Annotated in this window: 9 protein-coding genes; 7 read left to right on the forward strand and 2 right to left on the reverse strand. The window is 35.4% G+C overall.

Annotated elements, in window-relative coordinates; all coding sequences use genetic code 11:
- Positions 1 to 165: 165 nt before the first annotated feature.
- From SLW70_RS13660 to SLW70_RS13690, 7 genes are all read left to right on the forward strand, one after another.
- The gene (locus SLW70_RS13660; protein ID WP_320889132.1) at positions 166 to 2,280 is read left to right on the forward strand and encodes a glycoside hydrolase family 97 protein; all 2,115 of its coding nucleotides are present in this window, start codon (positions 166 to 168) and stop codon (positions 2,278 to 2,280) included.
- Between the two features lie 358 nt (positions 2,281 to 2,638).
- The gene (locus SLW70_RS13665; protein WP_320889133.1) at positions 2,639 to 5,623 is read left to right on the forward strand and encodes a TonB-dependent receptor; all 2,985 of its coding nucleotides are present in this window, start codon (positions 2,639 to 2,641) and stop codon (positions 5,621 to 5,623) included.
- Between the two features lie 41 nt (positions 5,624 to 5,664).
- Complete coding sequence (locus tag SLW70_RS13670) at positions 5,665 to 7,272, forward strand: RagB/SusD family nutrient uptake outer membrane protein (RefSeq protein WP_320889134.1); 1,608 nt, start codon at positions 5,665 to 5,667, stop codon at positions 7,270 to 7,272.
- 30 nt (positions 7,273 to 7,302) lie between these two features.
- A complete protein-coding gene (locus SLW70_RS13675; RefSeq protein WP_320889135.1) occupies positions 7,303 to 8,424 on the forward strand; it encodes a SusE domain-containing protein in 1,122 nt (373 codons plus the stop codon).
- Positions 8,425 to 8,494: 70 nt separating this feature from the next.
- A complete protein-coding gene (locus SLW70_RS13680) occupies positions 8,495 to 11,377 on the forward strand; it encodes an alpha-amylase family glycosyl hydrolase (protein ID WP_320889136.1) in 2,883 nt (960 codons plus the stop codon).
- Positions 11,378 to 11,525: 148 nt separating this feature from the next.
- The gene (locus tag SLW70_RS13685; protein WP_320889137.1) at positions 11,526 to 13,391 is read left to right on the forward strand and encodes a glycoside hydrolase family 13 protein; all 1,866 of its coding nucleotides are present in this window, start codon (positions 11,526 to 11,528) and stop codon (positions 13,389 to 13,391) included.
- A 112-nt stretch (positions 13,392 to 13,503) separates the two neighbouring features.
- The gene (locus SLW70_RS13690; RefSeq protein ID WP_320889138.1) at positions 13,504 to 13,758 is read left to right on the forward strand and encodes a hypothetical protein; all 255 of its coding nucleotides are present in this window, start codon (positions 13,504 to 13,506) and stop codon (positions 13,756 to 13,758) included.
- 111 nt (positions 13,759 to 13,869) lie between these two features.
- On the opposite strand, the gene SLW70_RS13695 is transcribed toward SLW70_RS13690, so the two are convergent.
- Positions 13,870 to 14,571 carry a sulfite exporter TauE/SafE family protein gene (locus SLW70_RS13695; RefSeq protein WP_320889139.1) on the reverse strand — a complete coding sequence of 234 codons (702 nt, stop codon included), beginning with the start codon at positions 14,569 to 14,571 and terminating at the stop codon, positions 13,870 to 13,872.
- Between the two features lie 99 nt (positions 14,572 to 14,670).
- Complete coding sequence (locus SLW70_RS13700) at positions 14,671 to 15,159, reverse strand: FixH family protein (protein WP_320889140.1); 489 nt, start codon at positions 15,157 to 15,159, stop codon at positions 14,671 to 14,673.
- Between the last annotated feature and the right edge of the window lie 71 nt (positions 15,160 to 15,230).

Consider the following 15,230-nt stretch of genomic DNA (forward strand, 5'->3'; position numbering starts at 1 on the left):
ACAACCTTAAAAATCATAAACCCTTAAAAAACAATACTTTACATATCTAAACAAGCTTCAAATCACTACCATTTTCATTTAAAAAAAATAAACGCTTAAGAAGCGCTGTAAATTTGGGTTATCAATATTTCTTTAGCTAACCATAATTTTTATTTAATTAAAAAAATGAAACAACTACTCCTATCAACCCTCGTCTGCATGGCTTTATTCAATACTGCTTTTGCACAACAATTAAAATCCCCCAATCAAAAATTGCAAATGGAATTTTCATTGCAAAAAGATGGAACGCCTATTTATAATTTAAACTACAAAGACCAAGCTGTTATTAAAACAAGTAAGCTAGGTTTAGAACTAAAAAACGATACTAAATCACTATTAAATGATTTTACCATTATCGATTCTAAAACGAGTACTTTCGACGAAAGTTGGAATCCAGTTTGGGGAGAATGGTCATCAATTCGCAACCATTATAACGAACTAGCGGTCACTCTAAATCAAAAAGGAACCGACCGAAAATTGGTTATACGTTTTCGATTGTTTGATGATGGACTCGGTTTTCGTTATGAATTCCCTTCGCAAAAAAACTTGACTTATTTTGTAATCAAAGAAGAACGTACTCAGTTTGCTATGACTGGGGATCATACCGCTTTCTGGATTCCAGGAGACTATGACACTCAAGAATACGACTACACTACTTCTAAATTATCCGAAATTAGAAGTTTAATCAAAAAAGCGACTACTGAAAATGTATCTCAAAAAACGTTTTCACCTACAGGAGTACAAACTTCATTGATGATGAAATCAAAAGAAGGTTTGTATATCAATTTACATGAGGCTGCTTTGATTAACTATTCTTGTATGCATTTGAACTTGGATGACAAAAGCATGATTTTTGAATCTTGGTTAACACCTGATGCAACGGGAGATAAAGGATATTTACAAGCACCAAGTAAATCCCCTTGGCGAACAATTATTGTTAGTGATGATGCTAGAGATATTTTGGCTTCAAAAATAACTTTAAACTTAAACGACCCTTGCAAAATAGAAGATACTTCTTGGATTAAACCTGTTAAATACATTGGTGTTTGGTGGGAAATGATTACTGGAAAAAGTTCTTGGGCGTATACCGATGAATTCCCTTCCGTTGTCCTTGGCGAAACTGATTTTGCGAAAGCGAAACCAAATGGCAAACACGGAGCCAATAACGCTAATGTGAAAAAACACATTGATTTTGCGGCAAAACACGGTTTTGATGCGGTACTCGTTGAAGGTTGGAACGAAGGTTGGGAAGACTGGTTTGGTCATTCTAAAGATTATGTTTTTGACTTTTTAACCCCTTACCCAGATTTTGATGTAGCAGGAATTCATGCTTACGCAAAAGCCAAAGGAGTTAAAATGATCATGCATCATGAAACTTCAGGTTCTGTTCGTAATTACGAGCGCCATATGGACAAAGCCTACCAATTTATGAAAGACAACGGTTATGATGCTGTAAAAAGTGGGTATGTTGGAAATATTCTTCCTCGTGGTGAAAACCATTACAGCCAATGGATTGTAAACCATTATCAATATGCAGTTGAAAAAGCAGCCGATTATAAAGTTATGGTCAATGCACACGAAGCAATTCGTCCAACAGGAATTTGTAGAACCTATCCTAATTTAATTGGAAATGAAGCGGCTAGAGGAACAGAATACCAAGCTTTTGGAGGAAACAAACCTAATCATGTTACGGTTTTACCTTTTACGCGATTGATTGGAGGCCCAATGGATTATACGCCAGGGATATTCGAAATGGATATTAGTAAATTGAATCCTGAGAACACTTCACATTTAAACAGCACTCTTGCAAATCAATTGGCATTATATGTGACGATGTACAGCCCATTACAAATGGCTGCCGACCTACCTGAAAACTACAACCGTTTTCTAGATGCGTTCCAATTCATTAAAGATGTGGCTATTGATTGGGACGACAGTAAATACCTAGAAGCTGAACCAGGTGAATATGTTACCGTAGCTCGAAAAGCAAAGGGAAAGAATAATTGGTTCATTGGAAATGCAAATGGTGAAACAGCTCGTGTGTCGACAATTAAATTTGACTTTTTGGAAAAAGGAAAGAAATACGAAGCTACTATTTATGCAGATGCCAAGGATGCGCATTACAAAACAAATCCGCAAGCCTACACCATTCGTAAAATGAAACTAACGAGTAAATCAAAACTTTCTCAGTTATCTGCTCCAGGTGGAGGATTCGCAATTAGTGTGATTGAAATCAAATAATGTTGAAAATAAGTAGTAATTTTTAGAAACGTATTTTAATGCTTAGACTGATTAAAAAGTATTTCAGTAATTAAGGAAGCAAAGCACCACTTTATTAAGTCAAAAGCACTATTTACCACTACAAAAGCACTACTTTTTTCAAAGAAACAAAAAACAACAAACCTTTTAATAACAAGGGTTTACAACAGAAAAACATCTTTAAATCACTACATTTTTAAACTTATAAAAATGGGACTCTTTTAAAGGCTATAAATTTACATTAATCAAAATGTATCAACGATTTCGACAACAGATTTCATTAAAATACATTTTGTAAAACCAATTTAACTAACAACCAAAAACCAAAATTATGGTACAAATGAAAAAAAGTATGTTTAGCATTTTAATACTATGCAGCATCCTATTTATTATGCCAACTGTAGTAGCCCAAACTACAGTTAAAGTGGCTTCGGGCGTTGTCCAGGACGAAAAGGGTGAACCCCTGATAGGCGCTAGTATTGCGCTTAAGGGAACCAACATAGGAACTATTGCAGATGTTAACGGAGCATTTTCGTTACCGGTTTCCTCTGTAAAAGCCCCAGTATTAAGCATCTCTTTTATTGGTTATGGAACCAAAGAGATTAAAGCAGGACAAAATCTTAAAGTAATCCTTATTGAAGATTCTAATCAACTGAAAGAAGTTATTGTTCAAGTTGGTTATGGTACGGTAAAAAAGAAAGATGCAACAGGTTCTGTTTCTTCTATCTCTGCCAAAGACTTCAACAAAGGACAAAATGTAACTGCCGAAAGTTTAATCAATGGTCGTATCTCTGGAGTTAATGTAACAGGAGGAGGAGCACCAGGAGCCAAAGCGGATATCCGTATTCGTGGAGGATCTTCTTTAAATGCATCTAATGACCCTCTTATTATTTTAGATGGCTTGCCTTTGAGTAATGCTACACCAAGCGGTGCTACCAGTATCCTTTCGACTATTGACCCAAATGATATTGAATCATTTACGGTTTTAAAAGATGCTTCGGCAGCAGCTATTTACGGTTCTAGAGCAGCCAATGGTGTGATTGTAATTACTACAAAAAAAGGTTCAAAAGGAGCAATCAAAGTTTCTTTTAGCTCTCAAACTGGAATCAATACAGTAGCAAACACTGTAGATGTTTTAGGAGCCGATGAATTTCGTGCTTTGGTAAACGAAAAAGGAACTGCTGCAAAAATAGCAAAATTAGGAACTGCTAACACAAATTGGCAAGATGAAATCTTTCAAACAGTTATCACGACTAATAATAATATCTCAGCAAGTGGTGCTTTATTTAATAAAGTTCCGGCTAGAATATCTGTAGGGAATACAACCAATCCTGGGATTTTGAAAAATACTAGTTTTGAAAGAACAACAACCTCACTTTCTTTGAATCCTGTATTGTTTGACAATCACTTACGAATTGACATTAGTGGAAACCTATCTTTCAGTAAAAACAGATTTCAAGATGAAGGAAGAGTTATTGGTAGTGCTATCGGATTTGATCCAACACAACCAGTATCTGTTGCAGGTTCTCGTTATGGAGGTTATTTTGAATGGTTAGAGTCAAACGGAAACGTAAACTTACTAGCCGCTAAAAATCCAGTTGCCCTTTTAAATCAAACAGACAACAGAGCGACCTCAACCAGAAAATGGGGAAATGTACGTTTGGATTATAAATTTCACTTCTTGGAAGACTTGCGTATCATTACAGAACTTGGAATTGATAGATACGACGGAAGTGGTTATACAAACGTAAGTACTGAAAGTATCACAGGTTTTCAACCAAGAAACTTTAGTGAACCAAACTGGGTGAATCTTGGTGGTCATACTAACTTTACAGATGCTAGACAAAATAAAAACTTAAATACTTATTTTAATTACACTAAAAATTTAACCTCAAAATTAAAATTAGACGCTACCGCTGGTTATAACTACCAATTATTTCAAAGAGTAGGTTACAAATCAGGACAAACAGTAGAGCCAAATCCGCTTGAAGATGTAGAAACAGATGCTGACATCAATTTACAGTCTTATTTTGGTCGTTTGATTATGAATTTTGATAGTAAATATTTATTGACTGTTAACTACAGAAGAGATGGTTCTTCACGTTTCTCAAAAGAAAATAGATGGGCAAACTTTGCTGGAGCTGCTTTTGCTTGGAATCTTTCAGAGGAAAATTTCTTAAAAGACAACCGTACGATATCAAATCTTAAACTTCGTGTAGGTTATGGAGAAACAGGTCAACAAGACATCTCAGCTTCTTATGATTACCTAAGAAGAGTAACTTTGGGAACCATTAACTCACAATACATCTTTGGAAATACTGTTTATCCAGTTGCTCGTATTGAAGGTTATAATGAAAACATCAAATGGGAAGAAATCACCGAAACTAACATTGGTTTAGACTACGGTTTATTTGATAATAAAATCAGCGGTTCGTTAAACTACTTTAATAAAAAATCAAACGATCTTTTGGCTTTTATCGCTTATCCTGATGGAGCCAACTTAAGAAACTCAGGTTTTGCTAATATTGGAAGTGTTAATACCAATGGTGTTGAATTTAGTATCGAATCTGATGTAATCAAAAATGATAACTTAAAATGGAACCTTGCCTTTAATGCAACTTACATCAAACAAGAGGTTTCTGATTTAGGAATTACTGTTCCTGGCTTCCAAGGATATACTACGGGAGACATTCAAGGAGGTAGTAATAACAAAATCCAGATTAACTCTGTAGGTTATGCTCCTAATTCGTTTTTTGTATACGAACAATTATATGATTCGAATAAAAAACCTATCCAAGGTGCTTATGTAGACAGAAACAATGACGGTTCTATAGACAACTTAGATCGTTATAGATTCAAGAAACCTGCTGCTGATTACAGTTTTGGATTGTTTAGTACAACTAACTACAAAAACTTTGACTTCACAATGAGCTGGAGAGCAAGTTTAGGAAACTATATTTATGACAATGTGAGCTCAGATAAAGGCTATTTAGATGCTGCTTTAAGAAGAGATACCGATTTGTCAAATATTTCAACTGATTATTACAATACGGGATTCACATTTGAAGACAACGGAACTCAAAGAGCGTTCTCTGATTATTTTGTAAAAGACGCTTCTTTTATTAAACTAGACAATATCAATTTAGGATATACGCTTGACAAATCAGTGACTAAATCGTTTACACTTCGATTTTCAGCAGGGGTTCAAAATGTATTGACAATCACGAAATACGACGGATTAGATCCTGAAAAATTCAACGGTATTGATGGTAATATCTATCCTAGAGCAAGAACGTATTTGTTTGGAGTAAATGCCAATTTCTAAAAATAAATACATCTATTTTCTAACTAAAAAAAACAAATAAAATGAAAAATTCATTTAAATATATATCCTATTTACTCCTATTAATTTTAGGTTTGAATATGACCCTTACTTCATGTACCAATGACTTGGAAGTAATCCCAACAGATGATGATGAATTCCTATCTGAAACCTTCTTTGAAAATCCTAATTCCTACATGCAAGTATTGTCAAAAATGTATTCTGGACTTTATGTAGGAGGTAATGATGGTGACGGAAGTGCTGATATTACTGGTATTGGTGGTGACTTTAGTAGTTATTTGCGTTTGCTTTTTGTAATGCAAGAATTCACTACAGACGAAGCTATTATTGCTTGGGCTGATGGAACCTTACCTACATTAAACACTCAAAAATGGTCTCCTAATAATGAGTTTTTATACGGTGTTTACTCTAGAGCTTTTTACCAAATTAGTCTTTCGAATGAGTTTTTAAGACAAACTACTGACGAAAAACTAACGGCTAGAGGTGTTGACGCTGCCTTAAAAACACAAATTGCCACTTTTAGAGCAGAGGCTCGCTTTTTAAGAGCCTTCTCTTATACGCAATTGATGGATTTATTTGGAAATGTGCCAATCACTACTGAAAATGATGCAGTAGGTTTTTATTACCCAGTACAAAAATCAAGAGCAGAAGTTTTTGCTTATGTAGAATCAGAATTAAAAGATTTAGACAACAGTCTGGCTCCTTCAAGAACAAATGAGTACGGACGTGTGGATAAAGCTGCTGCTAAATTCTTATTGGCACAAATTTATTTGAATGCCAAAGTATACACTGGAACGGAAAGAAATAACGATGCCGTTAAAGTATGTGCCGATGTTATCAACAATTCAGGATACACTTTTGCAAATGTTCCGTACCGTTACCTATTCTCAGCGGATAACGACCGTAATGGTGCACAAGTAGAAACTATTTTCCCAATCGTCAGTGATGGTAATGCAATTAGAGCGACTGGTGGTGGAATGAGTTTTATTCTTCACGCTTCCATTGGAGGTAGCATGGATGCTGCGGCTCAAGGAATGAATGGTGGATGGCAAGGTATCCGTACCCGTAAAGAATTTGTTCAATTATTCCCAGACGCTACAGCTACTGGAGATAAAAGAGGAACTTTTCATACGGATGGACAAACACTTGATATTGCTAACGTAGGTACTTTTACTAATGGTTATGCTGTTAAAAAGTATACCAATGTAAATGCTGACGGAAGCGCAGCACAACGTAATGATATTCCTGATACAGATTTCCCTGTATTTAGAATTGCTGATGCGTATTTAATGTATGCCGAAGCCACTCTTAGAGGTGCTGCTGATGGTAATCTTACTACTGCTTTAGGTTATGTGAACAAAATCAGAGCAAGAGCAAACGCTTCGACTATTTTGGCAACCGACTTAACTCTTGATTTTATTTTGGCCGAAAGAGGACGTGAATTGTTTTGGGAATGTCACAGAAGAACTGATTTAATTCGTTTTGGAAAATTCTCAGGAGGAAGTAAAATTTGGCAATGGAAAGGTGGTACTAAAGATGGTGCCTCAACAGAATCTTTCAGAGATTTAATGCCAATTCCATCAACTGCTATTCAAGCAAACCCAACCTTGAAACAAAATACAGGTTACTAAACTGACTTTTAATTTATAAAAACTATACAATTGAAAAAGATATCAAAAATTTTAATAGCTTTTATCAGCGCATTCGCCGTATCCTGTACTGCCGATGCTGTAGATACTAGAACCGTAGTCGAAGGCCTAACTATCCCAGAAATATCCACACCTGTGAGTGGGAAAGTTTTTGTCCTTAAAGAAGAGAACAGCGCAACTGTAGCTGACAAATTTGTATGGACTCCTGCCCAATTTTCAAAAGATGTGGTAGTAACATACACCTTAATGATGGATGTTAAAGGAGGAAATTTTACCAAACCTCAAATCTTAGCCACAACTAGTGATATCACTGAAGCTTCAGTAACAGTGAAAACTTTGAACCAAGCGGCGATTGAATTAGGCGCGGTAACAGGTACTCCTACTCTATTCGATGTTAAAGTCAAATCTAGTCTTTCAGGAGCCTTAGTAAAAACATCTCAAAATAGCTATACCATTAGTGTTAACGCTTATACTGGATTAGTTAACTATCCTTATACTGATTGGTATTTTGTAGGAGATGCAACAGTTGCTGGTTGGGATAATAACAAAGACAACCAACCTTTATTTAGAGGTGGTACGAACACTAAAGAATACAAATTTACTGGTTATTTCAAAGCGGGTTATTTCAAACTGATTTCAACGCTAGGAAAATGGGCACCAATGTACGGTAAAGGAGCAGGAGGAAAACTTGTTGCTAGAAATACAGAAGCAGATGCTGACCCTGATAGTTTCCAAATCACAACTGCTGGTTATTATACCTTCACTATGAATGTTGAAACATTGACTTATACTTTAGTAGCTTATGATGCTAGTGCCGCAACAACATACACAAGAGCAGGTTATATCGGTTCGTCAAGAACTGGAACTGATGCTGGTTGGGCTGGTGATGATACCGCTATGACCAAGTCCACTTTTGACCCTCATATCTGGACATTAAAAACGGCATTATTTGATGGAAAAGGAAAATTCAGAGCTAATAATTCTTGGGATAAAAACTGGGGAGGTGATACAGCTTTCTCTGGATTCCCTACCAACGGTGCTAGTGGAGGTGATATTCCCGTTGCTAAATCTAAATATAAAATTTACTTTAATGATTTAGATGGCAGTTACCTAATGCTACCAAACCAAGAATAAAACAGAAACTAAAAACTAAAAACCAAAAGGGTTATCCATTACGATAGCCCTTTTTTTACCCCTATAAATAATGAAAAACACTTTACTATACTTGTTTTTACTGCTTTCAATGGGAATATTTGCCCAACAACAAACAGTAACCTATTCTATAAGTCCACCAACATTTGAAGAAACGACTGAAATAACAATTACCATCAACGGAAACAGTATAAACGAAACTCTGTGGGGTATTTCCAATAATGAATTGTATATGTGGGCATGGGCTTTTGACACAAACGATACCACGCAAAAAGGAACTCCTAACAACGGATCATGGGATGCTTCTTCCACTGCGAGCAAATTTACCTATAATGCACTATCAGACACCTATACCAAAATCATCACTCCTACCACTTATTTCAATACTACAAGCATCGGTAAAATAGGATTTCTTATTAAAGCTAAAAATGGTAATGGCGACAAAAAATCACAGGACATTACAGTTGAAGTAGGTATTTTTCAAGTTACAATGACTACTCCTAATGAAAACAGTACTACTATTATCAATTCAGGTGCTAGCTATACTATTACAGCTAATAACTCTGGTGGAAACGCTAATTACAACTTAAAGTCTAATGGTAATTCGATACACACTTCTGTAAATTCATCCACTTATAATCATACTATTTCAAATGTGACCACCAATCAAAACTTTAGTTTAGAGGTTACCCAAGGAACTACAACAATAATCAAAAAGTTTACGGTTATTGTAAATCCAAATACGGTTTCTCAAGCTATGCCTAGTGGATTGGTTGATGGTATTAATTACGATGCTTCGAATACCACTCATGCAACTTTAGTTTTGGATGCACCACTAAAAGATTTTGTATATGTAGCGGGTAGTTTCAATAATTGGGAACCTACTGCAGCTTATGCTATGAAAAAAGATCCAACAACAGGTAAATTCTGGTTGGAATTGACCAATTTGACTTCTGGAGTTAATTATACCTATCAATACTGGGTGGGCGAAACAACGCCTATTGCTAATTCTCCTGCCTTAGTAAAAACCGCCGACCCCTACTCTACTTTAGTGTTATCTCCTTTCGATGATGCTTATATTCCTTCTGCTTCCTATCCTAATTTACCTGCTTATCCTGTAGGTCAAGAACGTGAAGTAACGGTTTTACAAACGGGACAAACAGCCTACGCTTGGAGTACAGCAACGACAAATTTTGTTAAACCAGCCAAAGAAAACCTAATCGTCTATGAAGTTTTAGTTCGTGATTTTGATGCCAATAAAAACTACCAAGACCTGATTAACCGAATTGCATATTTCAAAAAATTAAATATCAATGCTATCGAATTATTGCCCGTTATGGAATTTGAGGGGAATGAAAGCTGGGGATACAACACTTCTTTCCACATGGCATTAGACAAATTTTATGGAACATCAACCAAATTCAAAGAATTAGTAGATGTGTGTCACCAAAACGGAATTGCAGTAATTCTTGATGTTGCTTTGAATCATGCCTTTGGTAGAAACCCAATGGTGCGCATGTGGATGAATGATGCCGATGGAGATGGCTGGGGAAGCCCTTCGGTTGAAAATCCATATTTCAATACCGTTGCCAAACATACTTACTCTGTTGGAGAAGATTTCAACCACCAACAGCCTTTGACTCAAAACTATGTCAAAAGAGTTATTAAACATTGGATTGAAGAATATAAAATTGATGGTTTCCGTTGGGATTTGACCAAAGGTTTTACACAAAACTGTACTGCTAGTGATGAATCCTGTACCAATGCATACCAACAAGACAGAGTAGATATTTTAAAATCGTATGCTGATTACTCTTGGAATTTAGACCCTACACATTACACTATTTTTGAACATTTAGGAACTGATGGCGAAGAACAACAATGGGCAAACTACCGTATTAATGAATTACCTAGCAAGGGAATTATGATTTGGGGAAAAATGACCAATGAGTACAACCAATTGACAATGGGTTATAATTCTGATAATAATTTTAATAGAATGAATAGCTCATCAAGAGGTTTTACTGCCAATAGGCTGATGGGATACGCTGAGAGTCATGATGAAGAACGATTGATGTATAAAAACATCCAATACGGAAATAGTTCCAATAGTGCTCACAATGTAAAAGAAACTAATATCGCTTTGTCAAGAATGTCGGCTTTAGGTGCAGTAAGCTTGCTTGTTCCTGGTCCCAAAATGATTTGGCATTTTGGAGAACTTGGAATGGAAAATTCTATTTTCAGTTGTAACAATGGTACTGTAAATACAGATTTTGACGTCACTTCAGGCGATTGTAAATTGGACACCAAACCTCAACCACAATGGGTAAACGATTGGTTAAATGAAATCAATAGAAAGAAAATCTATAACGATTGGTCCAAAATGATTGCTTTAAAAACTACGGAACCCGTTTTCCTTGGTACAGCTGTAATCAACAGTGGCAACACTTTACAGCCTAATATTAAAATTAGCAATAGTACTTTATCTAGTAACGTATTGAAAGATGTTTTGATATTGACCAACTTTGACGTCGTTGCTCAAAATGTGGCTACGGAGTTTCCTTATGCAGGAACTTGGTACGACCTAATGGACAATACAGCAATTACGATTACAGATGTCAATGTAACAATCAACATTGCCGCAGGACAATTTAAAATTTACGGTAATAAACAAGCTGTACTTGACATCGAAAATTATGAAAAACAGTCTTCGTTAATTGCCTATCCAAATCCTACAAAAGATTTTTTTAGTCTAAACACTGCGGTAACTAAGATAGAGATCTATTCGCTCACTGGAAAACGCATCAAGAGCTTTTCTTCAGCACAACCGAAAGGGCATTTGTTTGCTATTCAAGAATTGAACAAAGGAATCTATTTGGTTAAAATAGAAACCGATACTCATTCGATACAAATCATCAAACTAATTAAAGAATAATTTTTTTTAAACACATAAGTGCGTCCTTAGAAAATTAGTTGTTACACTTTTTAGTAAATCAAAACTATCTGTACGATTGATATACTATAACTTTCTATTCAACCTAGCTTATGTGTTTTTTTTTACTAACTCTTAGTTTATAATAATCATGCATTGGATTACAAATCATATAAAAATTAAAAAAGGATTAGTACTCATACTGGTACTTTTTTCGCTAAACACTTACGCCCAAATTCAAAAAGTCGAACCTCCTTTTTGGTACGCTGGCATGCACAATCCCGAATTACAAATTGTTTTTTATGGTAAAAACATTGCGGTAAATGAAGTTTCAGTTTCACATAAAGTAGTCATTAAAGAAGTTCTTAAAACCGAAAATCCAAATTATCTATTTGTTACTATCGATACTAAAAACGTTCCTGCGCAAGAACTTGTTTTTTCATTTTTGAAAAACAAAAAAATACAGTTTACCCAAAACTATTCTTTAAAACAACGTAGAGATAATTCGGCTTTACGCCAAAGTTATGATGCTTCCGATTTGATTTACCTTATCATGCCGGATCGTTTTTCAAATGGAAACTCTGATAATGACAGCCACAAATCAGTTACAGAGAAAATGAATCGTAGCAAGTCCTCTGGTCGTCACGGTGGCGATATCGAAGGTATTATTCAGCATTTAGACTATTTAAAAGAATTAGGAGTTACCGCCGTTTGGAACACACCGCTATGCGAAGACAATGATGCTGAAGGTTCTTATCACGGCTACGGCCAATCGGATGTATATAAAATTGATCCTCGATATGGTACTAATGAAGATTACCTAAGACTTTCAACCGAATTGCATAAAAAAGATATGAAACTCATCCTTGACTATGTAACTAATCACTGGGGAGCCCAACACTGGATGATGAAGGACTTGCCTACTTATGATTGGATTCATCAATTTCCAGGTTATGCGCAGACCAATTATCGAATGACAACTCAATTTGATCCAAATGCTTCATTAATTGACACTAAAATGTGCGTGGACGGTTGGTTTGTAAAATCGATGCCCGACTTGAATCAATCGAATCCATTGGTATTGAATTATTTGATTCAAAATGCGATTTGGTGGATTGAATACGCCGATTTAGATGGCTTTAGAGTGGATACTTACTCCTATAATGACAAAGCTGGCATTGCCAAATGGACCAAAGCCATCACCGATGAGTACCCTAATTTTAATATCGTAGGCGAAGTCTGGATGCACGACCAAGCTCAAATGGCCTATTGGCAAAAAGACAGTAAAATCGCTGCCATACAAAACTACAATTCGTATTTACCATCTGTGATGGACTTTACACTGATGGAAACTTTAGGAACCGTTTTTAACGAAAACCAATCGGATTGGGACAAAGGATTGATTAAAATATACGAGAATTTTACGAATGATTTTTTGTATCCAAACCCCAACAATCTACTGACTTTTGTTGAAAATCACGATACCCTACGCTTTAACGAAATTTATAAAAACGACTTTAAGAAATACCAAATGGCAATGGCTCTCATCGCCACTGTTCGTGGTATTCCCCAAATTTATTATGGGTCGGAAATTGGTATGGCAGGAAATAAGGACGAAGGTGATGGTGCCATCCGTTTGGACTTTCCTGGTGGTTGGAAAAGTGATGACAACAATGCTTTTTCCAAAGAAGGACGAACAGCTATGCAACAAGAGTTTTTTGATTTTTCGTCCAAATTATTTCAATGGCGAAAAAGGAATGAAGCCGTACATTTTGGTAAAATGACGCATTATATTCCGGAGAACAATGTGTATGTCTATTTCCGATATACCAATTCTAAAACAGTAATGGTAGTTATCAATAACGGAACAGAAACACAAAAACTAAATACCAATCGATTTCAAGAAAACATCAAAAATTACACTTTGGGAAAAGATGTTATAACTGATAAAACTATCAATTTAAAAACTGACTTTAGTATTGAAGCGCAAACCGTTTTGATTCTAGTATTAGAATAATAAAAATCCGCATTGTCAAACATGGCAATTTGACAACATAAACAAAAAATAGTATAAATCAATAAGTTAACAAATACATTACCTTGCAGTTACTAATCAATTAAAAATAAAAATGATGAAAAATGTATCCATAGCAATAGCAAGTTTAGCCCTATTTAGTGTTTTAAGTTGTAAAGAAAAAAAAGAAGAATCAACTTCAGATTCACCTCAAGTCATTGAAAAAACAAACACTGTAATTATCGAAAAAGAAGCTCAAGAGGTAAAAGAAGAAAATCCAGACGGTACATCAATTAGTGTTGACAAAGACGGATTAGAATTTTCAACTAAAGATGGAAGTACTAAAACAGAAGTTAATATCAATAAATAAGATATTTATAAGAACTCTTCATCAAGAGTTTATTTATGAAATACCCCAAAAAAGAGAAATTCTATTTAGGGGTATTTTTATGAGCCATAATATTAATTTTTAAAGACCTAATTAATGGCAATTAGCATTGGCTTGCACAAACAAACTTGTTGTAGCAGGAGAAATATAAGGAATTCCCAAGCCTAATCCTCTCAGGATAAAAAGGACACCAATAAAAACGGCCACATACGGAATTAGTTTTTGGATTCTGTTGCGAACCGAAACAGTCAAAAAAGACTGAATATAAACCACCATACTCATCAAGGGCACAGTTCCTAGACCAAACAAAAGCATGTACAATACTCCTAAACTAGCACTTTGCATGGCAATAGCACCAAACAAGGCTACATAGACCATTCCGCAAGGTAGGAATCCGTTGAGGAGTCCGATGGTGAATAAGGAACTATAACTTTTGTTTTTGAACTGTTGTCCTAAAGCCGACTTCAATTTTGAAATCAACCTGAAAACTGGTTTTGAGAAGCTGTAAGCCGCTAGTTTTTTTTCAGGAATTAGTACCACTAGAATCATAGCGACACCAATAAACAAAGACATTTTTTGTTGTAATCCTGCAATAAACAATCCCCTACCCACAAGTCCAAATAACAAACCTATCGTAGCATAAGCAGTCAAACGCCCTAAGTGATAGGTCAAAATTTGCAGCGTTTTTTTCGCTTGATTATTTCGATCCACAGGAAGCATCATCGCTATAGGACCACACATCCCAACGCAATGAAAGCTGCTGATTAATCCAAATATGAAAGCGGTGTAAAGCAATGTTTTGTTTAAAGTTTAAAGTTGTTATTGTTAATCATAGGTAACTGACCACTAAAAAACTGAATACTGATTCCTGATTACTGATTACTGATTACTTATTTAATTTATATAAAGTGTTTCCTTAGTCATGTATTCCTTTCCCTCGTATTGCCATTGTAAAGTAATGTCCCAGCGACCGCCCACCAATTTTAATTTAGGTATGAGTAAAGTTGGATGAGAAGTAGATAACGAAATCGGAACTTCGAAATCAAATTTCTGGCTTGACGGTCTGTAAAGGGACACTTTTCCTTTAATTTTTGATAAGTCATAGTCTGCTGGAAAACCAACAGATATGCCTTCTTCCATTGTGGTAATACTTGGTTTGTTTGTTAAATCGTGGGCGTTTTGAGTGCGGTCAATTTCGTCTTGAAAAAGGGCATCCTTCTTATAATATTCTTCCACGACTAGTTCATTGTCATATTTTGAGTTGGACTGTACTTTGATAACAAAGTACAAGATGAAACTCATAAACAAAGCGATGGCTATGACGATACCTGTTCCCCAGTTGATTAGCGGTTTTCTTGGGATAATGATGGGATTATTTTCCATGATTTTTTTTCTAAAATGATTTACAAACCATTACAAACTAAACGTTTGCAAGACTAAAATGATAATAAGAC

Source organism: Flavobacterium sp. NG2 (assembly GCF_034119845.1).
GTDB lineage: Bacteria > Bacteroidota > Bacteroidia > Flavobacteriales > Flavobacteriaceae > Flavobacterium.